Source organism: Acidovorax sacchari (assembly GCF_042847045.1).
GTDB classification, from domain to species: domain Bacteria; phylum Pseudomonadota; class Gammaproteobacteria; order Burkholderiales; family Burkholderiaceae_C; genus Paracidovorax; species Paracidovorax sacchari.
Genome location: NZ_AP035783.1, coordinates 4,831,786 through 4,853,771, shown reverse-complemented (window position 1 = coordinate 4,853,771; position 21,986 = coordinate 4,831,786). Strand labels below are relative to the sequence as shown.

The 21,986-nt window shown below is 70.0% G+C and carries 22 protein-coding genes; 15 read left to right on the top strand and 7 right to left on the bottom strand.

The genetic code is table 11. From position 1 onward, the window contains the following. The first annotated feature begins 98 nt into the window (after nt 1-98). Nucleotides 99-2,162, top strand: a complete 2,064-nt coding sequence (locus ACGHC0_RS21465; protein ID WP_415266699.1) for a carbon starvation CstA family protein — start codon at nt 99-101, stop codon at nt 2,160-2,162. An 80-nt stretch (nt 2,163-2,242) separates the two neighbouring features. Next, entirely contained in the window at nt 2,243-2,440 is a 198-nt protein-coding gene (locus tag ACGHC0_RS21460) for a YbdD/YjiX family protein (protein ID WP_041828234.1), read from the top strand. Nucleotides 2,441-2,457: 17 nt separating this feature from the next. On the opposite strand, the gene ACGHC0_RS21455 is transcribed toward ACGHC0_RS21460, so the two are convergent. Together ACGHC0_RS21455 and ACGHC0_RS21450 are read right to left on the bottom strand one after the other, a co-directional pair. Next, nucleotides 2,458-2,829, bottom strand: a complete 372-nt coding sequence (locus tag ACGHC0_RS21455) for a dihydroneopterin aldolase (RefSeq protein WP_041827603.1) — start codon at nt 2,827-2,829, stop codon at nt 2,458-2,460. A 61-nt stretch (nt 2,830-2,890) separates the two neighbouring features. Then, complete coding sequence (locus ACGHC0_RS21450; RefSeq protein WP_415266698.1) at nt 2,891-3,676, bottom strand: SDR family oxidoreductase; 786 nt, start codon at nt 3,674-3,676, stop codon at nt 2,891-2,893. Between ACGHC0_RS21450 and ACGHC0_RS21445 the strand changes: the two genes are divergently transcribed. Continuing rightward, complete coding sequence (locus ACGHC0_RS21445) at nt 3,675-4,823, top strand: class I SAM-dependent methyltransferase (RefSeq protein ID WP_415266697.1); 1,149 nt, start codon at nt 3,675-3,677, stop codon at nt 4,821-4,823. The genes ACGHC0_RS21450 and ACGHC0_RS21445 overlap by 2 nt on opposite strands. Before the next feature lie 25 nt (nt 4,824-4,848). On the opposite strand, the gene hisN is transcribed toward ACGHC0_RS21445, so the two are convergent. Continuing rightward, entirely contained in the window at nt 4,849-5,637 is a 789-nt protein-coding gene (hisN, locus tag ACGHC0_RS21440; protein ID WP_415266696.1) for a histidinol-phosphatase, read from the bottom strand. 197 nt (nt 5,638-5,834) lie between these two features. Here hisN and ACGHC0_RS21435 point away from each other — a divergent pair, with 197 nt between their 5' ends. The 4 genes from ACGHC0_RS21435 to ACGHC0_RS21420 are packed head-to-tail and all read left to right on the top strand — an operon-like array spanning nt 5,835 to nt 10,363. After that, the gene (locus ACGHC0_RS21435; RefSeq protein WP_415266695.1) at nt 5,835-6,860 is read left to right on the top strand and encodes an ABC transporter substrate-binding protein; all 1,026 of its coding nucleotides are present in this window, start codon (nt 5,835-5,837) and stop codon (nt 6,858-6,860) included. 41 nt (nt 6,861-6,901) lie between these two features. Further along, nucleotides 6,902-7,909: an ABC transporter ATP-binding protein gene (locus tag ACGHC0_RS21430; RefSeq protein ID WP_415266694.1), complete on the top strand. Its 1,008-nt coding sequence runs from the start codon at nt 6,902-6,904 to the stop codon at nt 7,907-7,909. Next, nucleotides 7,906-9,576 carry an ABC transporter permease subunit gene (locus ACGHC0_RS21425; protein WP_415266693.1) on the top strand — a complete coding sequence of 557 codons (1,671 nt, stop codon included), beginning with the start codon at nt 7,906-7,908 and terminating at the stop codon, nt 9,574-9,576. The genes ACGHC0_RS21430 and ACGHC0_RS21425 overlap by 4 nt, the downstream gene beginning before the upstream one ends. Before the next feature lie 10 nt (nt 9,577-9,586). After that, the gene (locus ACGHC0_RS21420) at nt 9,587-10,363 is read left to right on the top strand and encodes a DeoR/GlpR family DNA-binding transcription regulator (protein ID WP_415266692.1); all 777 of its coding nucleotides are present in this window, start codon (nt 9,587-9,589) and stop codon (nt 10,361-10,363) included. Between the two features lie 165 nt (nt 10,364-10,528). Here ACGHC0_RS21420 and ACGHC0_RS21415 read toward each other — a convergent pair whose 3' ends face one another. Beyond that, nucleotides 10,529-10,972 (bottom strand): ricin-type beta-trefoil lectin domain protein, encoded by a 444-nt coding sequence (locus tag ACGHC0_RS21415; RefSeq protein ID WP_368352851.1) that lies wholly within the window; start codon nt 10,970-10,972, stop codon nt 10,529-10,531. Between the two features lie 377 nt (nt 10,973-11,349). Between ACGHC0_RS21415 and ACGHC0_RS21410 the strand changes: the two genes are divergently transcribed. The 4 genes from ACGHC0_RS21410 (at nt 11,350) to ACGHC0_RS21395 (ending at nt 15,594) form a co-directional block, all read left to right on the top strand. Continuing rightward, nucleotides 11,350-12,270, top strand: a complete 921-nt coding sequence (locus ACGHC0_RS21410; protein WP_415266691.1) for a TauD/TfdA dioxygenase family protein — start codon at nt 11,350-11,352, stop codon at nt 12,268-12,270. A gap of 256 nt (nt 12,271-12,526) precedes the next feature. Then, nucleotides 12,527-13,582: an ABC transporter substrate-binding protein gene (locus ACGHC0_RS21405; protein WP_415266690.1), complete on the top strand. Its 1,056-nt coding sequence runs from the start codon at nt 12,527-12,529 to the stop codon at nt 13,580-13,582. A gap of 81 nt (nt 13,583-13,663) precedes the next feature. Beyond that, nucleotides 13,664-14,674 carry an ABC transporter ATP-binding protein gene (locus tag ACGHC0_RS21400; protein WP_415268445.1) on the top strand — a complete coding sequence of 337 codons (1,011 nt, stop codon included), beginning with the start codon at nt 13,664-13,666 and terminating at the stop codon, nt 14,672-14,674. Next, nucleotides 14,671-15,594, top strand: coding sequence for an ABC transporter permease (locus ACGHC0_RS21395; RefSeq protein WP_415266689.1), 924 nt, complete (start codon nt 14,671-14,673; stop codon nt 15,592-15,594). Before ACGHC0_RS21400 ends, ACGHC0_RS21395 begins: the two co-directional genes overlap by 4 nt. A gap of 31 nt (nt 15,595-15,625) precedes the next feature. Here ACGHC0_RS21395 and ACGHC0_RS21390 read toward each other — a convergent pair whose 3' ends face one another. Continuing rightward, entirely contained in the window at nt 15,626-16,930 is a 1,305-nt protein-coding gene (locus ACGHC0_RS21390; protein ID WP_415266688.1) for an aspartate aminotransferase family protein, read from the bottom strand. 125 nt (nt 16,931-17,055) lie between these two features. Between ACGHC0_RS21390 and ACGHC0_RS21385 the strand changes: the two genes are divergently transcribed. From ACGHC0_RS21385 to ACGHC0_RS21370, 4 genes are all read left to right on the top strand, one after another. Further along, nucleotides 17,056-17,925 (top strand): LysR family transcriptional regulator, encoded by an 870-nt coding sequence (locus ACGHC0_RS21385; RefSeq protein ID WP_415266687.1) that lies wholly within the window; start codon nt 17,056-17,058, stop codon nt 17,923-17,925. 102 nt (nt 17,926-18,027) lie between these two features. After that, nucleotides 18,028-18,222, top strand: coding sequence for a DUF2905 domain-containing protein (locus ACGHC0_RS21380; RefSeq protein ID WP_013596459.1), 195 nt, complete (start codon nt 18,028-18,030; stop codon nt 18,220-18,222). A 118-nt stretch (nt 18,223-18,340) separates the two neighbouring features. Then, complete coding sequence (locus tag ACGHC0_RS21375; RefSeq protein ID WP_415266686.1) at nt 18,341-19,252, top strand: amino acid ABC transporter substrate-binding protein; 912 nt, start codon at nt 18,341-18,343, stop codon at nt 19,250-19,252. A gap of 118 nt (nt 19,253-19,370) precedes the next feature. Then, complete coding sequence (locus tag ACGHC0_RS21370; RefSeq protein ID WP_415268444.1) at nt 19,371-20,306, top strand: ROK family protein; 936 nt, start codon at nt 19,371-19,373, stop codon at nt 20,304-20,306. An 8-nt stretch (nt 20,307-20,314) separates the two neighbouring features. Here the strand turns inward: ACGHC0_RS21370 and ACGHC0_RS21365 are convergent, their stop codons facing one another. Continuing rightward, a complete protein-coding gene (locus ACGHC0_RS21365; RefSeq protein WP_415266685.1) occupies nt 20,315-20,575 on the bottom strand; it encodes a helix-turn-helix domain-containing protein in 261 nt (86 codons plus the stop codon). Nucleotides 20,576-20,599: 24 nt separating this feature from the next. After that, entirely contained in the window at nt 20,600-21,979 is a 1,380-nt protein-coding gene (gene otsA, locus ACGHC0_RS21360; RefSeq protein ID WP_368352842.1) for an alpha,alpha-trehalose-phosphate synthase (UDP-forming), read from the bottom strand. Between the last annotated feature and the right edge of the window lie 7 nt (nt 21,980-21,986).

The following is a 21,986-nucleotide window of genomic DNA, read 5'->3' as shown; positions in this document are numbered from 1 at the left end:
GCCTACGTGGCAGGGCGGATGCGCGCGGCGCCCCTGACCGGGATACTGGCCTGCCCCCGGACCACCGGGGCCGATCCCGCATTCAGGAGACAAGTCCCATGCCCCTCATCCGCCGCCACCTGGTGTGGCTCTGCATCGCCGTGCTCGGCGCCTGGGCGCTCGGCACCGTCGCGCTGACGCGCGGCGAGGCCGTCAGCGCGCTCTGGATCGTCGTCGCGGCGGTCTGCGTCTATCTCATCGCCTACCGCTACTACAGCCTGTTCATCGCCCAGCGCGTGCTGGGGCTGGACGCCAGGCGCTCCACGCCGGCATGGCGCCACAACGACGGACTGGACTACGTGCCCACCAACAAGCACGTGCTGTTCGGCCACCACTTCGCCGCCATCGCGGGCGCGGGGCCGCTGGTGGGCCCCGTGCTGGCCGCGCAGATGGGCTACGTGCCGGGCCTGCTGTGGCTGCTCGCAGGCGTGGTGTTCGCGGGCGCGGTGCAGGATTTCATCGTGCTCTTCATCTCCACGCGGCGCGACGGCCGCTCGCTGGGCGACCTCGTCAAGCAGGAGATGGGCACCGTGCCGGGGCTGATCGCGCTCTTCGGCACCTTCATGATCATGATCATCATCCTGGCCGTGCTGGCGCTGATCGTGGTCAAGGCGCTGGCCGAATCGCCCTGGGGCGCGTTCACCGTGGCGGCGACCATTCCCGTGGCGCTCTTCATGGGTGTGTACCTGCGCTTCCTGCGCCCGGGCCGCATCGCCGAGGTGTCCGTCATCGGCTTCGTGCTGCTGATGGCCGCGATCTTCGGCGGACAGGCCGTGGCCGCGCACCCCACCTGGGGGCCGATGTTCACCTTCTCGGGCACCACGCTCACCTGGATGCTGATCGGCTACGGCTTCGTCGCCGCCTCGCTGCCGGTGTGGCTGCTGCTGGCGCCGCGCGACTACCTCTCCACCTTCCTGAAGATCGGCACCATCGTGGCGCTGGCCATCGGCATCGTGGTGGTGGCGCCCACGCTGGAGATGCCGGCCATCACGCAGTTCGCGCAGGGCAACGGCCCGGTGTGGTCGGGCAGCCTGTTCCCGTTCCTCTTCATCACCATCGCCTGTGGTGCGGTCTCGGGCTTCCACGCGCTGATCTCCTCGGGCACCACCCCCAAGATGCTGGAGAACGAGACCCATGCCCGCTACATCGGCTACGGCGGCATGCTGGCCGAATCCTTCGTCGCCGTGATGGCGCTGGTGGCCGCCTCGTGCATCAACCCCGGCATCTACTTCGCGATGAACAGCCCCGCCGCGCTCGTGGGCACCACGCCCGAGGCAGTGGCGCAGACGCTCTCCACCTGGGGCTTCGTGATCACGCCCGACATGCTGGTGCAGACCGCGAAGGACGTGGGCGAGCACACCATCCTGGGCCGCGCCGGCGGCGCACCGACGCTCGCCGTGGGCATGGCGCACATCCTGCACCAGGTGGTGGGCGGGCCGACCATGATGGCCTTCTGGTACCACTTCGCGATCCTGTTCGAGGCGCTCTTCATCCTCACCGCGGTGGACGCCGGCACGCGCGCGGGCCGCTTCATGCTGCAGGACCTGCTGGGCAGCTTCGTGCCCGCGCTCAAGCGCACCGACTCGCTGCCGGCCAACCTCGTCGCCACCGCGCTGTGCGTGGGCGCCTGGGGCTACTTCCTCTACCAGGGTGTGGTCGATCCGCTGGGTGGCATCAACACGCTGTGGCCGCTGTTCGGCATCTCCAACCAGATGCTGGCCGCCGTGGCGCTGATGCTGGGCACCGTGGTGCTGTTCCGCATGAAGCGCGAGGCCTTCGCCTGGGTGACCATCGCCCCGGCCGCGTGGCTGCTGGCGTGCACGCTCACGGCCGGCTGGCAGAAGATCTTCTCGGCCGACCCGAAGATCGGCTTCCTGTCGCACGCCGCGAAGTACGCCGAGGGCATCGCCCAGGGCACGGTGATCGCGCCGGCCAAGACGGCCGAGGCCATGTCGCGCATCGTGCTCAACGACCGCATCAACGCCGGGCTGTGCGCGCTGTTCATCTTCGTGGTGCTGAGCGTGCTGGTCTACAGCGTGCGCGCCTGCCTGCAGGCCCGCGCCGCCAACCGTCCCACGGCGCAGGAGACCCCGTTCGAGGCCCTGCCGGAGGGCGCGCGGTGAGTCCGGCGGCCGACGGCAGCGGGAACGGAAGCGGCGCCCGCAGCGCCGCGGGCCGGCCGCTGCAGGCCGCGCGCGGGGCCGTGCAAGCCGTCGCCACGGGCGGGCGCTACCTGGCGCAGTCGCTGCGCCTCATGGTGGGCCTGCCCGACTACGATGCCTACCTGACCCACCGCGAGCGCACGCATCCCGGAGAACCCGTGATGAGCTACGCCGAGTTCTTCCGGGAGCGCCAGGACGCGCGCTATGGCGGCAACGGGCGCATCGGCCGCTGCTGCTGAAGGTCAGGCCGCCGGGGTCACCACTCCCCGCACTCCATCCGGATCGCTACCTCGCAGTCGTCGAAGATTTCGAGCTTGGCGATCTTCACGCGCACGCCGAGCACGCCGGGCAGCTGCATCAGGCGGCGCGTGAGCTTGCCGATCAGGCTCTCCAGCAGGTTCACGTGTTCTGCCGTGCATTCGTCGATGATGATCTGGCGCACCTTGCGGTAGTCCAGCACGTGGCCGATGTCGTCGTCGTGCGGCAGCAGCGGCTGGCGGCCCTGGTTCAATTCGGCGTCGACCTGGATGGGCTGGGGCGCGGTCTTCTCATGGTCGAGGATGCCCAGGTTGGCGTCGAAGCGCAAACCGGTGAGCGTGAGGATCTGGAGGCCGCCGTCGGGGTGCATGGGCATGGTGGCTGAAGAAAAAGCGATGAAGGGGATGGGTGCGGGGCCTGCGCGCCGCGCCTCACATGAGCGAGAAGTCGCGCTCGAAGCGCATCAGGTGCTGACCGCCGTCCACCAGCAGCGTGGTGCCGGTGATGGAGCGGTTCTCCAGCGCGAAGCGCACGGCGGCGGCCACGTCCTCGGGCGTGGAGGAGCGGCCCAGGGGGCTCTGCCGGTGCAGTTCGCGGAATTTCTCGTCGGACAGCATGTGGCTGGTGAGCGTGAGCCCGGGCGCCACCCCCACCACGCGCACGCGCGGGGCCAGGGCCTGCGCCAGCAGGGTGTTGGCCGATTCGAGCGCGGCCTTGGAGAGCGTGTAGCTCAGGAAATCGGGGTTCGGGTTCCAGAGCTTCTGGTCGAGCAGGTTCACGACGGCGCCCTGCGGGTGGTGGCCTGGTGTGTCGTCGCGAGAGGCCAGGTGCGCATGCAATGCCTGCGCCAGCAGGATGGGCGCGGCGGTGTTGCTGCGCAGGTGCTTCTCGAGCGCATCGAAGCCGAAGCTCGCCACATTGTCGTGCTCGAAGAGCGATGCGCTGTTGACCACGGCATCCACGGTGCCGAGTTCCGCGGCCACGCGCGGCAGCAGGGCGCGCACCGCGGCCTCGTCGTGGAAGTCGGCATCGAAGGCGGCGCTGCCCGGCGTGAGCGCGGCGCAGTCGGAGGCGGTGCGCAGGGCATCCTCGCGCGAGCCGCGGTAATGCACGGCCACGCGCCAGCCCGCGGCGGCGAGCGCCAGGGCGATCTCGCGGCCGAGGCGCCGGGCGGCGCCGGTGACCAGCACGGTACGGAGGGAAGCGGAGGAGGGCATGGGGGACAATCGGGTCGTGACGACGACAGAACAGCCCCCCAGTTTATCGAGCGCCCTGGCCCGGCGCATCGCCGATGGCATCGCCGAGGCCGGCGGCTGGACCGGCTTCGACCGGTTCATGGAATGGGCCCTCTACACGCCCGGCCTGGGCTATTACGCCAACGCGCTGCCGAAGTTCGGTGCCCTGCCGCAGTCCGGCAGCGATTTCGTGACCGCGCCGGAAATGTCCCCCGTGTTCGGCCAGGCCCTGGCGCGGCAGGTGCGCGAGGCGCTGGACGCCACCGACACGCACGACGTATGGGAGTTCGGCGCCGGCTCCGGCGCGCTGGCCGCCCAACTGCTGGAGGCGCTGGGCGACCGCGTGCGCCGCTACACCATCGTGGACCTGTCGGGCAGCCTGCGCCAGCGCCAGCGCGAGCGGCTCGCGCCCTGGGGCGACCGCGTGCAGTGGGCCCAGGCCCTGCCGGAGCGCATCGAGGGCGTGGTGGTGGGCAACGAGGTGCTCGACGCCATGCCGGTCCAGCTGCTGGCCCGCCACGGCGGGGCGGAAGGTGGCACGTGGCACGAGCGCGGCGTGGTCGTCGAAGGTGCTGACGGCGGCGTCCCCCGCTTCGCCTGGGAGGACCGCCCCACGGCCCTGCGCCCGCCCGTCGAGCCCGAGGGCCCGCAGGACTACCTGACCGAGATCCACGCGCAGGGCGAGGGTTTTTTGCGCATGCTGGGGCAGCGCCTCGCGCGCGGAGCGGCTTTCCTCATCGACTACGGATTCCCCGAGGCCGAGTACTACCACCCGCAGCGCCACATGGGTACGCTGGTGTGCCACCGGGCCCACCAGGTCGATTCCGATCCGCTCTCCGGCGTGGGCGCGAAGGACATCACCGCCCACGTCAACTTCACCGCCATGGCCGTGGCCGCGCAGGAGGCGGGGCTGGACGTGCTGGGTTACACCACGCAGGCGCACTTCCTCATCAACTGCGGCCTGCTCGCGCTGCTGGAGCCATTGCCGCAGGCGGAGCGCGCGCAGGCCGCCAAGCTCATGATGGAGCACGAGATGGGCGAGCTCTTCAAGGTGCTGGCCGTGGGCACTGGCGTGCCGGTGTGGACGCCGTTGGGCTTTGCGCGCGGCGACCGCACGCATCGGCTCTGACTCGCTTGAGCACTCGGCCGGCCGCTCACGGCGTGGCCAGGCTCTCCAGTGCCTGGGCATGCAGCGAGGGCGTGGCGGCGGCCACCACGCGCCCGTCCGATTCCACCGTCAGGGCGCGTCCCTGCCAGTCGGTGATGCGGCCGCCCGCCCCTTCCACCAGGCAGACCAGCGACAGATAATCGTAGGGCTGCAGGCCCGCTTCCACCACCAGATCCACATGGCCGGACGCCAGTTGGGCGTAGGCGTAGCAGTCGCCGCCGAAGCGCCGCAGGGCGCAGGCGCGGCTCAGCACGTCGAAGCGCCGCCAGTCCTCGGCCGCGAAGGCATCGGGCGACGTGGTGTAGATGCGTGCCTGCGCCAGCTGCGCGCAGCCGCTGGCCTGCACCGGCTGGCCGTTGCATTGCGTCCCCTGGCCGGCCAGCCCGAGCCAGCGCTCACCCAGCACGGGCATGTCCATCAGGCCCAGCACCGGACGGCCATGGTGCAGCAGGGCGATGAGCGTGCCCCACAGGGGTGATCCGGTGATGAAGCTCTTGGTGCCGTCGATCGGGTCGATCACCCACACGTACTCGGCGTCCAGCCGCTCGCGGCCATGTTCCTCCCCCAGGATGCCGTGCGCGGGCGCCTGGGCCCGCAGCAGCGCGCGCATGGCCAGCTCGGCCTCGCGGTCGGCCACGGTGACGGGACTTTCGTCCGCCTTGGTGAGGACATCCAGCCGGGTGCGGAAGTACCGCAGCGAAGGGACGCGGGCCGCGTCGGCCATGGCCTGGGCCAGGGATGCGAGAGCGGAAGAAGGGGTGACCGGAGTGTTCATGGAAAAGTCCAGGAAAGGAGGGGAGGGGAACCGGCAGGCAGTGCGGCCGGGGTTGGCATATTTAGTGCTTGTGGATTTTCGTGCAAAAACAATAATTTGCACAAGTGCAATAAAACGCACAATCCTGGTGAATCGGTACCGCCGGCCCGCGGCGATTCCGCACCGTTGTCTGGCCCCGCACCGTTCTGGAGAAATTCATGCGCAATCGCTCCCCTCTCTTCGCCGCCCTGCGCCTGCTGCCCGTGCTGGGCGCGCTGGCCTGCGGCTGGCCCGGCGCCCACGCGGGCACCGTCACCGCCTACACGGCCCTGGAAGAAGACGAGATCAAGGAATACCTCGCAGCGGCCAAGAAGGACCTGCCCGACGTGGACGTGAAGGTGCTGCGCCTCTCCACGGGCGACCTGGGCGCGCGCATCCTGGCCGAGGCCGGCAATCCGCAGCATGACGTGATCTGGGGCTGGGCCCTGACCAACACGCTGGACCCCCGCATCACCGCGCTGCTGGAACCCTACCAGCCCAAGGGCAGCGACAAGCTGGCCGCCAAGGACAAGGCCGCCGATGGCAAATGGTTCGCCACCACGGGCTACATGGCCGCGTTCTGCGTGAACACCGAGGTGCTCAAGGCCAAGAAGCTGCCCATGCCCACCTCGTGGAAAGACCTTGCCAACCCCGTCTACAAGGGCGAGGTGGTCATGCCCAACCCCGTGTCCTCGGGCACGGGCTACCTGCAGATCGCGGCGATCATCCAGTCGCGCGGCAACGAGGAGGGCTGGAAGCTCATCAAGGCCATGGACGCCAACGTGGCGCAGTACATCAAGTCGGGTTCGCGCCCCTGCAAATCGGCGCGCGCCGGGGAGTTCGCGATCGGCACCTCGCTGGCGTTCGCGGCCATGCAGTCGGTGGACGATGGCTACCCGATCAAGATGGTGATCCCGAGCGACGGCGCGGGCTACGAGCTCGAGGCTTCCGGCCTGATGGCCGCGTCGAAGAACAAGGCCGACGCCAAGCGGTTCCTGGACTGGATGCTCTCGCCCCACGCGGCGCAGCTCTACACCAAGTACAAGGAAATCGTCACCGTGCCCGGCGTGCCGCAATCCAAGGCCGCTGCGGCGGCGGGCCTGCCCGCAGACCTCTCCAAGGTGCTCTACCCCGTCGATTTCGCCAAATCCGCCAAGGACCGCGATGCCATCCTGGGCACCTGGCAAAAGACCATCGGCCGCTGACCTCATTCCCACGCACCCCACGCACCACAGGCAAGCACACCATGTCCCTGCAGATCACCGACCTGCACAAGAGCTTCGACGGCCAGGTCGCGCTCGAACGCATCAACCTCACCGTGGGCGCATCGGAGTTCGTGTGCCTGCTGGGCCCCAGCGGCTGTGGCAAGACCACGCTGCTGCGCATCATCGCCGGGCTGCTGCCGGGCGACGGCGGCAGCATTGCGCTGGGCGGGCGCGACCTGGCCACGCTGCCCGCCCGCGACCGCGGCTTCGGCATCGTGTTCCAGTCGTACTCGCTGTTCCCGCACATGACGGTGGCGCAGAACGTGGGCTACGGCCTCGCCATCCGCAGCACGCCGCCCGCGCAGGTCGCCGCGCGCACGGCCGAACTGCTGGAGATGGTCAAGCTGGCGGACTTCGGCGCGCGCTACCCGGCGCAACTCTCGGGCGGCCAGCAGCAGCGCGTGGCCATCGCGCGGGCGCTGGCCGTGAACCCCTCGCTGCTGCTGCTCGACGAACCCCTGTCGGCGCTGGACGCGCGCGTGCGCGCCGATCTGCGCCACGAGTTGCGCGAGGTGCAGCGCCGGCTGGGCATTCCGACCATCATGGTCACGCACGACCAGGAGGAAGCCCTGGCCATGGCCGACCGCATCGTGTGCATGCAGGGCGGCCGCATCGCGCAGGCGGGCTCGCCGCGCGAGCTGTACCTCACGCCCCGCACGCGCTTCGTCGCCAACTTCATGGGACACAGCAACCTGCTGTCGCCCGCGCAGGCGCGGCAGCTCCTGCCCGCCCTGGGCGAGGCGCCGCACGACATGGCCGCCGGCTCCGCGCTGCTGTGCATCCGCCCCGAACGGCTGCGCATTGACCCCAGTCCCCAAGGCGCGGGCCGGGTGACCGGCACCACCTTCCTGGGCAGCATCCAGCGCGTGCAGCTGCACTGGAACGGCCTGGACCTGCTGGCCGAATCGAGCAGCGCCGGCACCTGGGAGACGGGCCAGCCCGTCGACGTCTCCGTGAACGCGCAGGACTGCGCCTGGGTGCAGGCATGAGCGCGGCGACCTCCACCCCGCAGCTCGCGCCCATGCACGCGGGCGAGCGTTGGCTGCTGCGCGCCTGCCTGGTGCTGCCGCTGGCGGCGCTGGTGCTGTTCTTCGGCATGCCCATGCTCGTCATCGCCTGGCGCAGCCTGGTGCAGGACGGCGGCGGCATCGGCTGGGGCAACTACCTGGCGCTGCTGGACACTCCCGGCGTATGGCGGGCGCTGGGCCACAGCCTGCTGCTGGGCGGCGCCACCACGCTGGTCACCCTGGTGCTGGCCTTCGTGGTGGCCTACGGCCTGGAGCGCACCTGCATGCCAGGGCGCCGCTTCGTGGCCGGGGCGCTGGCGCTGCCCATGCTGGCCCCCTCGCTCGTGCTGGGCCTGGGGCTGATCTTCCTGCTGGGGCGCAACGGCATCGTGGGCAAGATGCTGGGCGTGCGGCCCGAAATCTACGGCTTCTGGGGCCTGCTGATCGCCGACGTGCTCTACGCGCTGCCGCAGGCCGTGCTGATCGTGCGCACCGCGCTGCGCCAGGGCGACGCCCGCCAGTACGACGCGGCCGAGGTGCTGGGTGCCACGCCCTGGCGGCAGTTCCTGGACATCACGCTGCCGCAGGCCCGCTACGGCCTGCTGAGCGCGGGCTTCGTCGTGTTCACGATCACCATCACCGACTTCGGCAACGCCGTGGTCATCGGCGGCGACTTCGCCGTGCTGGCCACGGAGATCTACAACCAGGTCAGCGGGCAGATGAAGTTCGGCATGGGCGCGGTGGTGGGCATCCTGCTGCTGGCGCCGGCGGCGCTGTCGGTGTTCATCGAGCGCGTGGCCGCGCAGCGTGCCGGCGCGGGCGCCGAGTCGGCCCTGCCGCCCACGCCCGTGCGCCGCCCGGGGCGCGATGCCGCGTTCTTCTTCGCCTGCATGGCCATCGCGGGCGGCATCGCGGCCCTGGTGCTCACGGTGGTCCTGGCGAGCTTCATCCGGCTGTGGCCGTACCGGCTGGATCTCACGCTCAAGCACTACGACATCACCATCGCGGGCGGCTACGCGCCGCTCTGGACCTCGGTGTGGGTGTCGGCCCTGGCTGCCTGCCTGGGCACGGCGATGCTGTTCGTGCTGTGCTTCGGCATCCGGCGCATGCCGGGGCGGCTGGCGCGCGCGGCCACGGCCCTGTCGGCGCTGCCCGTGGGCGTGCCCGGCCTCGTGCTGGGGCTGGCCTATGTGTTCACCTTCAACAGCGCCACCTGGCCCTGGGGCATGCTGTACGGCACGGCCGTGCTGCTGGCGCTGTGCAACTACTACCACTATCACACGCAGGGCTTCATGACCATGATGACCGGCATGCGCCACGTGCCCGCCACGCTGGAGGACGCCACCACCGTGCTGGGCGGCGGCACCGCGCGCGTGCTGCGCGACGTGTACCTGCCGGCGCTGCGGCACACGCTGCTGGCCGTGCTGGCCTTCCTGTTCATGCGCTCCATGGTCACCCTCTCGGCCGTCATCTTCCTCGTCACGCCCTCGCTGCCCATGGGCGCGGTCACGGTGATGCGGCTGGACGAGGCGGGGCTCACCTCGCAGGCCGCCGCGTTCTCCACCTGCATCATGGCGGTGGTGGGCTCGCTGGCGCTGCTGCTGCACTTGTCCACGCAGCGCCGCACCGCGCGCGCAAGACCTGCATAACATCGCTCCCATGCTGCAAGAAGAACGATTCCTCCGCATCCGCACGCTGCTGTCCACGCTCTCTCGCGTGAGCACCGAACGCATCGCCCTCGACCTCGACGTGTCGCGCGAGACCGTGCGCCGAGACATCCTGGCGCTGGAGTCGCAGGGCGTCCTGCGGCGCGTGCACGGCGGCGTGGTGGTCCAGGGTCCGGAGCCCGAGCCCCCGCTGGCCGTGCGCCAGGCCGTGCGCGCGCGCGAGAAGCGGGCCATCGCCCGCGCCGCGCTGCAGCTGGTGCAGCCGGGGCAGACGCTGTTCCTGGACGCCGGCAGCACCACCACCATCCTGGCCGAAGAGCTGTCGAGCCTGTCGGGCCTGACCGTCATCACGAACGGGCTGAACGTGGCGCTCAAGCTGGCCGCCGCCGATGCCGGACGCAGCGCGCGCAACGACGTGATCCTGCTGGGCGGGCGCACCGACCCGGCCGTGCAGGCCACCCATGGCGACACCACCGTGGCCGAGATCCACCGCTACCGCGCCGACGTGGCGCTGCTCTCGCCCGTGGGCATCAGCGTGCACGGCGGCGCCACCAGCTTCGAGCACCACGAGGCGGCCGTCGCCCGCGCCATGGCCGGGCAGTCGCAGGAACTGGTGCTGCTGGCCGACCACAGCAAGGTGGGGCAGTCGAGCCGCGTGGTGTACGCGGGCCTGGCCGAGGTAGGCACGCTGGTGACCGATGCGGGCGCCCGCGCGCTGCCCGGGTTCTCGGCGCTGCAGGCGGCGGGTTGCCGCATCGTGGTGGCCTGACCGCTTGCTCTCCATTCCGCAGAGGTCGTCGCAACGCGGTCAGGACGGTGGAGCGCTCCGGCTTTGCGCGCGAGGACCGCAGCGCCACCTCTGAATGGCTGAATGGCCCCGGGTCCGTATGCGGTCGCTCGAGTTCAAGGCTGGCGGCCGTCCCGGCTTCTGTGCTCAAGCTGTTTCGAGCGAGCGCTGCAATGCCGGCACCGCCAGGCAGCTCCATTTCTGGTTCGTTCCCCCATTGTTCGGCCAGATCAGAATCGGGTTGCCCGGCGCGGCAGTGCCCTGGGAGTTGTCCAGCACCATTTGCGGATACTGGTTGTTGGAAATGTTGGGAGGGCTGCCGACCCAGTTCCACGTCTGGCTCGAGCGACCGAGCACGTAATTGGCCACGATGACCTGGCCCTTCTGACCATCGTAACCCTGGATGTCCAGCACCAGATTGCTGTCCGTCGCCAGGGCGATGACGCCGGAGTTGGGGTCCATCGTCCACTGGGAGTTCTTGTTGCCTACCCCCGAGAGGGTCTGCAAAGTCACCAGGGAGCCGGCGGCAGCACTGGTGACGCCAATGCAGAGGCTGGTGTTCTGCAGGCTTTGAATCACATACGTCGTCATTTTCATCCCTCCGATATGTTGATGATGTGCCGATCCCTTTCGTGGATGGGCAAGTGGATTCTTGCCGGGTTCTCCGCTTTTTCGGCTGAAGGCACCGTGAATGCTGCTGAAACGGGCTGAAGCGTGCTGAAAAGCCGGTGTTTGGAAGGCCGATGGCGGATGAGCGGGGGCGCCAGGGCATTTCGGTAAAGAAGGGAGGCACTGATTGGCACAGGGCCTCGTGCAGTAGATCGGAGGGGGTCTTAGCTGTTTTGGTAGTAAACAACTGACAAACCATTCGTTCCAGGCATGAACGGTCGTGCATAGAGTAGCCATGAACCGCTCGCCGCCCACCGCCCGGTGCGTTTCCGGCGGGTGCCACCTGGAGATCCCACGCCATGTCCGCAGTCCTGTCCCATGCCGCCGAAGTGCTTCCGTTCCCGTCGGGTGACGCACCGCCGCAAGGCTTCGAGATCCGCCCGCTGGCCGGCGCGCCGCTAGGTGCCGAGGTGCTGGGTCTGGATCTTTCGCGCCCGCTCGGCGATGCGGATTTCGCGCGGCTGCACCAGGCCCATCTTGACCACCACGTGGTGGTCTTCCGCGACCAGCGCATCACGCCGCGCCAGCACATCGACTTCAGTCGCCGTTTCGGGCCACTGCAGATCCACGTGCTGAAGAACTTCCAGCTGGCGGACCATCCGGAAATCCTCATCGTCTCCAATATCAAGGACGCCAGCGGCCAGCCCATCGGCCTGGGCGATGCCGGCCACTACTGGCATTCGGACCTGTCGTACAAGGAGCGGCCGAGCCTGGGTTCGCTGCTGCACGCGCAGGAACTGCCCGGCGAGGGCGGCGACACGCTGTTCGCCGACCAGCATGCGGCCTACGACGCACTGCCCGAAGCGCTGCGGCGTGCCATCGCCCCGCTGCGGGCCGAGCACAGCTACCTGGCCAAGTACGAGGAATTGCGCGCGCGCAGCCCCTGGCGCCCCGCTCTCACGGCCGCGCAAATCGCCGAGGTGGCACCCGCCGTGCACCCGGTAGTGCGCACGCACCCGGAGACGGGGCGCCGCGCACTCTTCGTGAACGAGCACTTCACCACCCGCATCGTCGGCCTGCCCGAGGACGAAAGCCGCAGCCTGCTGGCCGAACTCTTCGCCGCCGCCGTGCAACCGGAATTCGTCTATCGCCACGTGTGGCAGCCGCACGACCTCGTGTTTTGGGACAACCGCTCCGTGCAGCACCTGGCCGCGGGCACGCCGGACAGCGAGCGCCGCAAGCTCTATCGCACGACGGTGGAAGGGGACCTCCCCCTGTAATAGGAAGCCCCCCCCTGAGGCGCTGCGCGCCTTCACCCCCTCTCTCACGCTGCGCGTGGGAGGGGGTGAGGCCCGCGGCTCCATGCCCGCCTGCGCGGGCATGGACGGGGCGAACGCCCCTCGACTCTGGCGAGGGGGCTGGCCGCCGGTGGCCGGGCAAAGCCCGTTCCGCGGCGTCTGCTGGCTTGGCCTGCTCCGCGGCCTCTCGACAAGCACGCGCACCTTCATTTTTGAAATCCACTGGAAAGCCTGATCCATGCCACGTTCCACCAACGTCTCCCTCCTGCGCCGCGCCTTCGTGCGCAAGGCCGCCACCCTCGCCACGGCAGCCGGTCTCATGGCCGGGGGCCTGGCGGCACCCGGCATGGCCCGGGCCGAGGAAGGCAGGCTGCGCATCGCCCAGCAGTTCGGCATCGTGTACCTGCTGCTCAACGTGGCGCAGGACCAGAAGCTGATCGAGAAGCACGGCAAGGCCGCGGGCGTGGACATCCAGGTCGAATTCCTCCAGCTGTCGGGCGGCTCCGCCGTGAACGATGCACTGCTCTCGGGCAGCATCGACATCGCGGGGGCTGGCGTGGGGCCGCTCTTCACGCTGTGGGACCGCACCCGCGGGCGCCAGAACGTCAAGGGCGTGGCCTCGCTCGGCAACTTCCCGTACTACCTCGTCAGCAACAACCCGGCCGTGAAGACGATCGCCGACTTCACCGACAAGGACCGCATCGCGGTGCCGGCGGTGGGCGTATCGGTGCAGTCCCGCGTGCTGCAGTACGCCTCCGCCAGGCTCTGGGGCGACAAGGAGTTCAACCGCCTCGACAAGCTCCAGGTCGCCGTGCCGCACCCCGATGCCGCCGCCGCGATCATCAAGGGCGGGACCGAGATCACCGGCCACTTCGGCAACCCGCCGTTCCAGGAGCAGGAACTGGCCGGCAATCCGAATGCCCGCATCGTGCTCAACTCCTACGATGTGCTGGGCGGCCCCGCGTCCGCCACGGTGCTCTACGCCACCGAGAAATTCCGCAAGGAGAGCCCCAAGACCTACCAGGCCTTTCTCGCGGGGCTGAACGAGGCGGCGCAGTTCGTCGCCGCGAACCCCGGGAAGGCCGCCGACGTCTACCTGAAGGTGACGGGCGCGAAAACCGACCGTGCGCTGCTGCTCAAGATCATCCAGAACCCCGAGGTGCAGTTCAAGGTGCAGCCGGAGAACACGCTCGGCCTGGGGCAGTTCCTGCAGCGCGTGGGCGCGATCAGGAACAGGCCCGAGGCGCTCAAGGACTATTTCTTCGACGACGCGCTGACCGCGCGCGGCAGCTGACCGGCGGCGATTTCGGGGGAGCGCAGCATGAAACGCATGGGAAGCCTTTCTTCCGCGCTGCTGGCGCGTGTGCAGGACGAGATGGGTGGCGGGGGCCTCTGGGCGGAGCCCGGTGGAGTGGAGGGCGCGCCGGCCTGGCCCTCATCGCCACCTGCTCCTTCGCCTGCCCGCGCACGTGCCCGGGCGCTCGCATCGGTGCCCGCTTCCGGGGCCGGGCAGGTGCCCGCGCACCCGGGCTCCGCAGCGCCGTTGCTGCGCGTGGACGGCGTGAGCATCGACTACCGCACGCCGCAGCGCGCCGTGCGCGCCACGCACCGCGTGGGCTTCGACGTACACGAGGGCGAGCGGCTGGTGCTGCTCGGCGCCTCGGGCTGCGGCAAGTCCACGCTGCTCAAATCCATCGCGGGTTTCATCACGCCCAGTGAAGGGCGCATCCTGCTGGACGGCCAGGCGGTGACGAAGCCCGGCCCGGACCGCGTGGTCGTCTTCCAGGAGTTCGACCAGCTGCCGCCCTGGAAGACGGTGCGCGAGAACGTGATGTTCCCGTTGCTCGCCGCGCGCCGCGCGGGACGTGCCGAGGCGGCCGAACGCGCGGCGCTCTACCTGGACAAGGTGGGCCTCTCGAAGTTCGCCGATGTGCATCCACACCAGCTCTCGGGTGGCATGAAGCAGCGCGTGGCCATCGCCCGGGCCCTCGCCATGCAGCCGCGCGTGCTGCTGATGGACGAGCCCTTCGCCGCGCTGGATGCGCTCACGCGCCGCCGCATGCAGGAAGAGCTGCTGGCGCTGTGGGAGGAGTTCCGCTTCACGCTGATCTTCGTCACCCATTCCATCGAGGAGGCGCTGGTGGTGGGCAGCCGCGTCGCCATCCTCTCGCCCCACCCGGGCCGGCTGCGCGCCGAGATCAACAGCCACCAGTTCGGGTTGCACAGCCTGGGCGGCGCCGAATTCCAGGCCACCGCACAGCGCATCCATCGCCTGTTGTTCGATGAGCCAGACCCGGAGGAGGGCGATGGGGCCGTGCCCGGTGCCGCTGTGCCCGCCCGCCGGCAGCCCGCCGGCAACCTGCTGCCCTTCCGGATCGCCACATGACCCCGCCGACCCCTCTCCATCCCTCGGCAGCCCATGCCGTGGCTGCGGCGGCCGGTCGCCGCGAGCCGCCCTTCCGGCCGGACGTCGAACATGCGTTGCCGCCGCTGGACGGCATCGCCCCCGAGCAGCCCCTGCCCTGGGCCACCCGCGTGTGGCAGCAGGGTGCCGTGCGCCGCCTCGCCATCCTGGCGGTGCTCGCCGTGCTGTGGGAACTCGTGGCGCGCTGGCAGAACAACGACCTGCTGCTGCCCACCTTCCTGCAGACCGCGCGGGCGCTGGGCGAGGGGCTCGCGTCGGGCGAGCTGGTGGCGAAGACGGCCATCTCGCTGTCGGTGCTGCTCAAGGGCTACCTGGCCGGCATCGGGGGTGCCTTCGTGCTGACCACGCTGGCCGTCTCCACGCAGTTCGGGCGCGACCTGTTGGGCACGCTCACCTCCATGTTCAACCCGCTGCCGGCCATCGCGCTGCTGCCCCTGGCACTGCTGTGGTTCGGTCTGGGGCAGGGCAGCCTCGTCTTCGTGCTGGTCCACTCGGTGCTGTGGCCGCTGGCGCTCAACACGTATGCGGGCTTCCAGTCCGTGCCCGAGACACTGCGCATGGCCGGGCGCAACTATGGCCTCACGGGCATCCGCTACGTGCTGCAGATCCTCGTGCCGGCCGCGCTGCCCGCCATCCTCTCGGGCCTGAAGATCGGCTGGGCCTTCGCCTGGAGAACGTTGATCGCGGCCGAACTGGTGTTCGGCGCCTCGTCGGGGCGGGGCGGCCTGGGCTGGTACATCTTCCAGAACCGCAACGAGCTCTACACCGACAAGGTGTTCGCCGGGCTCGTTCTCGTGATCATGATCGGTTTGCTGGTGGAAGGGCTGGGTTTCCAGACGCTGGAGCGGCTCACGGTGCGGCGCTGGGGCGTGCAGCGGTAGGGGCGGGTACCGCCCTGCCTGCAATGCCGGCTCAAGCGCAGCGCGCGATCGCCCGGCCCAGCAGGTCCAGCCCCTGGTCGATCTCGGCGTCGCTCACCGTCAGCGGCGGAGCGATGCGGAACACGCCGCCCATGCCGGGCAGTTGCACCACGTTCATCGACAGGCCCAGCTGCATGCATTCGCGCGTGATGGCCGTGCCCAGGCCGTCGGCCGGCTCCCTGGTGGCGCGGTCCTTCACGACCTCCAGGCCCAGCAGCAGGCCGCGGCCGCGCACGTCGCCGATGCAGTCGTAGCGCTCCTGCAGCGCGCGCAGGCCGGCCTCTAGCCGTGCGCCGGCCACCCGGGCGCGGTCGGCCAGGCGGTCGCGCTGCACGATTTCCAGCACCTTCAGGCCGATGGCCGCGGGCAGCGGGTCGCTCACGTGGGTGGTATAGAACAGGTAGCCGCGCTCGTGGGCGCGCTCCTCGATCTCGGCCGTGGTGACGATGGCCGCGAGCGGCAGGCCGGCGCCCAGGGTCTTGGAGAGGGTCAGGATGTCGGGCACCACGCCGTCGCGCTCGCACGCGAACATCGTGCCGGTGCGGCCCACGCCGGTCTGCGCCTCGTCCAGGATCAGCAGCATGCCGCGCTCCTCGCACTTTTGCTTGAGCGCGGCCAGGTAGCCCGGCGGCAGGTCGATGATGCCGCCCGAACTGAGGATGGGCTCGGCGATGAAGGCGGCCAGGCTGCCGCAGGACTGGCGGTCCACCAGGTCGAAGCCGTAGTCCAGCTCGGCCTGCCAGTCGTAGGCGCCGCTGGCGTCGAAGAACCGCGGCCGGAAGCCGAAGGGCGCGTTGATGGCCAGCGAGCCTGCCGCCGCCGGGCCCACGCCGCGCCGCCCGGCGCTGTAGGTGGCCGAGGCCGCGCCGCCCGTCATGCCGTGCCAGGACTGGGCGAAGCCCACGATCTCGAACCGGCCCGTGACCAGCTTGGCCATGCGGATGGCGGCCTCGTTCGATTCGGCGCCGGTGGTCAGCAGCAGGCTGCGCTCCAGGGCACCGGGTGCCACGCCGGCCAGGGCCGTGGCCAGGTCCACCACCGGGCGTGACAGCATGCCGCTGAACAGGTGTTCCAGGCGATGGGCGTAGTCGCCGATGACGGCGCTGATCTCCGGATGGCAGTGGCCGAGCACGGCGCTCATCTGGCCCGAGGTGAAGTCCAGGATGGGCCGGTCGTCCGCGTCGTAGACGAAGCTGCCGGCCGCGCGCTCGATCACCATGGGGGCGAAGCTGCCGCCGTAGCGCACCAGGTGCTGGCGGGCGCGGTTCCAGAAATCGGGGTCTTCGTTGCGGGACATGCGGGGCTCCTGTCGGACTGGAAAGGCGGTGGAAGAAAGGGCGGGGGCTGGAGGAAACTCTAGGGATTTGCCAGATTTCAGTAAAACGAATACTTTTAAAATCTGAAATCAATTTTCTTGACATCTTGCCGTCCATCCTCGACATCGACCTGCTGCGCAGCTTCGCTGCCGTGGCCCAGACCGGCACGCTGGGTCTGGCCGCCGCGCGCGTGGGTCGCACCCAATCCGCCCTGAGCATGCAGATGCAGCGCCTGGAGGGCGCCTGCGGCCAGCCGTTGCTGCACCGCACGGGGCGCGGCGTGCGCCTGACGAGCCATGGCGAACGCCTGCTGGTGCATGCGCGGCGCATCCTGCACCACCATGACGAGGCCCTGGCGGACCTCGCTGGTACGGGCCTGGCTGGCGCACTGGCGGTGGGCTGCCCGGACGATTACGCTGCCGCTTTTCTGCCCCACCTGCTGCGCGGCTTCGCGCAGCAGCACCCGCTGGCCCGGGTGGACGTGGTATGTGCACCCACGCCGCGCCTGCGCGAGCGCCTGGCCACGCGCGCGCTCGACGTGGCCCTGGTCTCGCTGCCCTGGGGCGATGCGCCGCCACCCGGCACGCTGGCGCCGCTGCGGCGCGAGCCCCTGGTCTGGGTGGCCAGCTCCGGCATGGCGGTGGCGGACCAGGATCCCTTGCCGCTGGCCCTTTCCGATCCCGACGTGCTGGACCACCGCGCGGCCTGCGATGCCCTGCAGGCCCAGGGCCGCGCCTACCGCGTGGCCTACGCCAGCGGCAGCCTCACCGGGCTGACGGCAGTGGTGCGTGCAGGCTCGGCCGTGGCCGTGCTCACGCGCTGCGCGGTGCCGCCCGACCTGCAGGTGCTGGCCGCCGATGCGGCCCTGCCGGAACTGCCCTGGCTGGGCATCAGCCTGGCGTTCGCCCAGGGGCGGGCAACGCCGCTGGCGCAGGCCTTCTCGGACCATGTGAGCGGCGTGCTGCCTTCGCTCTGAGGGCGGCCTGCATTCCCGCACACGGAAAACCCGGCCCGCCCATCCGTTGTCCCGGCGCACCGGGGGGATGCGGCCAGCCGGCTCTGCACCTACACTCGCGGCATGTTGCGCTGGCTCATCGTCGTCTTCCTCGCCCTGGTGCTGCTCCAGGGGCTGGCGCCGTTCCTCCAGCGGCTCGGCGTGGGGCGCCTTCCGGGGGATTTCCATTTCCGCCTCTTCGGGCGCGAGTGGCACCTGCCCCTGGCCAGCACCCTGCTGCTCAGCGCGGTGGCCAGCCTGATCGCCCGGTGGATCTGAGCACGGGCAAGGGCGTCACATGCACGGCGTTTTTCCCTGGCACAGTGATTGCCTCGCTTTTGGCTCCACCGTCCCTTCCTCTTCCCTTCTTCCCTCCTCCTCGATCCGGTCCTTTCCCATGATCCGCCGCTCTTTCCGGCTGCTGGCGCTCGCCGCGGCCTTTTCCGCCCTTTCCGCTCCCGTCCTGGCCCAGGCGCCTGCCGACACGATGGCCCGCATCCAGCAGACCCGCACCATCACCCTGGGGGTGCGCGAATCGGCCTGGCCCTTCTCGTTCGTGGATGCCCAGAACGGCGGCAAGGCGGCCGGCTATTCGGTGGACCTGTGCCAGGCGGTGGTCGAGGACATCAAGAACACGCTCAAGCTCAAGGACCTGGAGGTCAAGTACCGCACGGTGAGCGCCGCCGAGCGCATCCCGAAGCTGGAGACGGGAGAGATCGACCTGGAGTGCGGCTCCACCACCAACACCAAGGCGCGGCAGGAGCGGGTGGCCTTCGGCCCCACCATGTTCGTGGCGGGCATCCGCGTGCTCGTGCCCAAGGGCACCAAGGCCGACACGGTGCAGGACCTCGCCGGCATGACGGTGGCCGTGAGCAAGGGATCCACCTCCGAGAAGCTGCTCACCCAGCTCACCGTGAACGAGGTGAAGGCCACGGTCAAGGTCTTCGACAACAACGACGAGGCGTTCAAGGCCCTGCGCGCCGGCACGGTGAAGGCATTCGCCCAGGATGACTCGCTGCTGCTCGGCCTGGTGGCCCGCAACAAGGCGCAGGGTGCCCTGGCGCTCGGCAACTTCGCGCTGTCCGTGGAACCCTACGCCATCATGACGCGCAAGAGCGACACCGCGCTCATGGCCGTGGTGGACCGCACGCTCGGCAAGCTCTACACCAGCCGCGAGATCGATCCCATCTACAAGAAGTGGTTCCTGAACGACCAGATATCCATCCCGGTGGGCCGCCTGACGCGCGAGAGCTTCAACCGCCCCAACAAGGAGGCGGGCGTGGCGATGATGCTCGGCTACTCGCTGTGACCACCGGGCGCCCCCGGCCTACACTGCAGGCCGGCCGGTTGCGCCCATACTGCCGGCTCGATGTTTCGCGGCGGGCGCCGGCATGGTGAGCCGCCTTTTCCGATCGACCGAGGTGGCGATGAGAGCTTGTATCGACATAGGGGGAACGAAGGTCGCGGTGGCGCTGGCGCCCGCGGGAACGGACCGGGCCGCGCTCGTGGCGCGGCGCAGCGAGCCGACCGTGAAGGAAGGGCCGCCCGACGCGCTCGCGCGCCAGTGCCTGCGCATGGTGGACGAGGCCTGTGCCGAGGCCGGCATATCGCGTGCGCAACTGCAGTCCACCGGCGTGGCGAGCTGCGGGCCCTTCGTCCTGCAGGACGGCATGGTCGAGGTCTCCACCCCCAACATCTGCGGAGGACTGCCCGGGGCCGACCGCAGCCTGCTGCCCAACGACTGGACGCGCATCCCGCTGCAGGCCCCGCTGGCCGAGGCGCTGGGCCGCGTGAACGTGCAGAACGACGCCGTGGCGGCCCTGGTGGCCGAACGCCGCTGGGGTGCGCTGCAGGGGCAGGACCACTGCGCCTACGTCACCTGGAGCACCGGCGTCGGCGTGGGCCTGTGCGTGGACGGCAGCGTGCTGCGCGGCAAGAACGGCAACGCGGGGCATGCGGGCCACAGCTTTTCCAGCGACGGTCCGCCGGAGGCCACCTGCGGCTGCGGCAACGTGGGCGACGTGGAATCGCTGGTGGCGGGCAATGCCATCCCGCGCCGCTGGGGCCGCGATGCCGGCGGCCTGATCGGCGCCGCGCGCGAGGGCGATGCCGCCGCCGCCGAGGCCGTGGTGCAGATGTGCCGCGTGCTCGGCCGCATGCTCTACAACCTTGTCGCCATCCTGGACCTGCAGCGCATCAGCGTCGGCGGGAGCGTGTTCCTGCACCACCAGGATTTCCTGCTGCCCCGGCTGCAGGCGGAAGTGTCGGGCCGCCTGCCCGCGCTCACCGGCGGCGTGCTGGTGGTGCCGGCCGGCCTGGGGCACCAGATCGGCGATTACGCGGCGCTCGCCATGGCCGGCTGAGCGCAGGCTCAGGGCCCGGCGGCCGGGGTGCCGGCGGCGACGGCGACCCCGTAGAGCGCCAGCAGGCCCATGACGTGCCCGATGGCGACACCGGGTTCGCCGGACTCGATACGGCCGATCGTCTGCACATGCACCCCGAGCCGCGCGGCGGCCGCGGCCTGGCCGTCGCCTGCCGCCAGCCGCGCCTGCTTCGCCGCCGCGCCCAGGGCACGGATCGCCTGCAGGGCGTCCTCGGAGATGTCCACGGAGATGCGTTTGCCTTGGGCCATGCGCGCATTGTGCCGCGGGCCGGCTCAGTCCTGTGCCTTCTCCAGCGCCTCCAGGAAGGTGCGCCGCCACCAGTGGATGTCGTGCCGGCGGATGCGGTCCATCAGGGCCTGGTGGCGCTGCTGGCGCTCCGCGAGCGGCATGCGCAGCGCGGTCTGGATGCAGTCGGCCATGCCCTGGGTGTCGTACGGATTCACCAGCAGCGCCTCCTTCATCTGCTCCGCCGCACCCGCGAAGCGCGAGAGCACGAGCACGCCCGGGTCTTCCGGATCCTGCGCCGCCACGTATTCCTTGGCGACGAGGTTCATGCCGTCGCGCAGCGGCGTGACCAGCCCCACGGCCGAGGCCCGGCACAGCCCGGGCACGCGCTTGCGGGCCACGGTGCGGTGGATGTAGCGCACGGGCATCCAGTCCAGGTCGCCGTGGTCGCCGTTGATGGCTCCGCACAGGCCCTCGAGTTCGTGCCGCAGGTCGGCATAGGCGTTCACGCTGTCGCGCGTCGGGGACGCGATCATGATGAGCGTGGCGCTGTGCTGGTTCTCGGGATAGCGGGCCAGCAGTTCGCGGAAGGCCCGCACCCGCTGCGGAATGCCCTTGGAGTAATCCAGCCGGTCGATGCCCATCAGCAGGCGGCGGCGCGAATACTCGTTCTTCATCGCCTCGTAGGTCTGCACGGCGTCCGGTGCGGCGGTGAGGCGCGAGAACTCGTCCACGTCGATGCCGATCGGGAAGGCCCCTACCTGCACCGTGCCGCCGAAGGCGCGCAGCCGCTGCGGGCCCACGCTTTCGGCGCCGCCTTCGGTCCTCAGGTACTGCGTGAAGTGGGACACGTCCGCCTCGCTCTGCAGGCCCACGAGGTCGTAGGCGAACAGCGAGCGCATCAGCCATTCGTGCTGCGGGATGGCCGCCATGATGAGCGGCGGTGGCACGGGGATGTGCAGGAAAAAGCCGATGCGCTGCTTGCAGCCGAGTGCGCGCAACTCGGCCGCGAGCGGGATCAGGTGGTAGTCGTGCACCCAGAGGATGTCGTCGTCCTTCAGCAGCGGCAGCAGCTTGCGCGCGAACATCTGGTTCACGCGCCGGTAGCCCGCGATGTAGCCCGCATTGAAATCGGCCAGGTCCAGCCGGTAGTGGAACACCGGCCACAGGACGCTGTTGCTGTAGCCCGCGTAGTAGCTGTCGTGGTCTTCCTGGCACAGGTCCACCGTGGCCAGCGTCACGCCGCCCGCCTGCCGCGTCTGCAGCTTGCCCTCGCCGGGCACGCCGTCCTCGGTGATGGTGCCGCTCCAGCCGAACCACATGCCGCCGGTGCGGCTCAGCGTCTCGCCCAGGGCCACGGCCAGTCCCCCTGCGGCGGGTTTGCGGGGATCGGCGATGCGGTTGGAAATGACGACGAGTCGGCTCATGGGGATT

Excerpts from the sequence above, each read along its gene's own strand:
- ACGHC0_RS21420 (WP_415266692.1), top strand. The coding sequence starts at position 9,587 with ATGCTGCAAGAAGAACGATTCCTCCGCATCCGCACGCTGCTGTCCACG.
- otsA (WP_368352842.1), bottom strand. The coding sequence starts at position 21,979 with ATGAGCCGACTCGTCGTCATTTCCAACCGCATCGCCGATCCCCGCAAA.
- ACGHC0_RS21435 (WP_415266695.1), top strand. The coding sequence starts at position 5,835 with ATGCGCAATCGCTCCCCTCTCTTCGCCGCCCTGCGCCTGCTGCCCGTG.
- ACGHC0_RS21375 (WP_415266686.1), top strand. The coding sequence starts at position 18,341 with ATGATCCGCCGCTCTTTCCGGCTGCTGGCGCTCGCCGCGGCCTTTTCC.
- ACGHC0_RS21395 (WP_415266689.1), top strand. The coding sequence starts at position 14,671 with ATGACCCCGCCGACCCCTCTCCATCCCTCGGCAGCCCATGCCGTGGCT.
- hisN (WP_415266696.1), bottom strand. The coding sequence starts at position 5,637 with ATGAACACTCCGGTCACCCCTTCTTCCGCTCTCGCATCCCTGGCCCAG.
- ACGHC0_RS21400 (WP_415268445.1), top strand. The coding sequence starts at position 13,664 with ATGGGTGGCGGGGGCCTCTGGGCGGAGCCCGGTGGAGTGGAGGGCGCG.
- ACGHC0_RS21405 (WP_415266690.1), top strand. The coding sequence starts at position 12,527 with ATGCCACGTTCCACCAACGTCTCCCTCCTGCGCCGCGCCTTCGTGCGC.
- ACGHC0_RS21465 (WP_415266699.1), top strand. The coding sequence starts at position 99 with ATGCCCCTCATCCGCCGCCACCTGGTGTGGCTCTGCATCGCCGTGCTC.
- ACGHC0_RS21450 (WP_415266698.1), bottom strand. The coding sequence starts at position 3,676 with ATGCCCTCCTCCGCTTCCCTCCGTACCGTGCTGGTCACCGGCGCCGCC.
- ACGHC0_RS21445 (WP_415266697.1), top strand. The coding sequence starts at position 3,675 with ATGGGGGACAATCGGGTCGTGACGACGACAGAACAGCCCCCCAGTTTA.
- ACGHC0_RS21415 (WP_368352851.1), bottom strand. The coding sequence starts at position 10,972 with ATGACGACGTATGTGATTCAAAGCCTGCAGAACACCAGCCTCTGCATT.
- ACGHC0_RS21455 (WP_041827603.1), bottom strand. The coding sequence starts at position 2,829 with ATGCACCCCGACGGCGGCCTCCAGATCCTCACGCTCACCGGTTTGCGC.
- ACGHC0_RS21370 (WP_415268444.1), top strand. The coding sequence starts at position 19,371 with ATGAGAGCTTGTATCGACATAGGGGGAACGAAGGTCGCGGTGGCGCTG.
- ACGHC0_RS21425 (WP_415266693.1), top strand. The coding sequence starts at position 7,906 with ATGAGCGCGGCGACCTCCACCCCGCAGCTCGCGCCCATGCACGCGGGC.
- ACGHC0_RS21390 (WP_415266688.1), bottom strand. The coding sequence starts at position 16,930 with ATGTCCCGCAACGAAGACCCCGATTTCTGGAACCGCGCCCGCCAGCAC.
- ACGHC0_RS21410 (WP_415266691.1), top strand. The coding sequence starts at position 11,350 with ATGTCCGCAGTCCTGTCCCATGCCGCCGAAGTGCTTCCGTTCCCGTCG.
- ACGHC0_RS21380 (WP_013596459.1), top strand. The coding sequence starts at position 18,028 with ATGTTGCGCTGGCTCATCGTCGTCTTCCTCGCCCTGGTGCTGCTCCAG.
- ACGHC0_RS21365 (WP_415266685.1), bottom strand. The coding sequence starts at position 20,575 with ATGGCCCAAGGCAAACGCATCTCCGTGGACATCTCCGAGGACGCCCTG.
- ACGHC0_RS21430 (WP_415266694.1), top strand. The coding sequence starts at position 6,902 with ATGTCCCTGCAGATCACCGACCTGCACAAGAGCTTCGACGGCCAGGTC.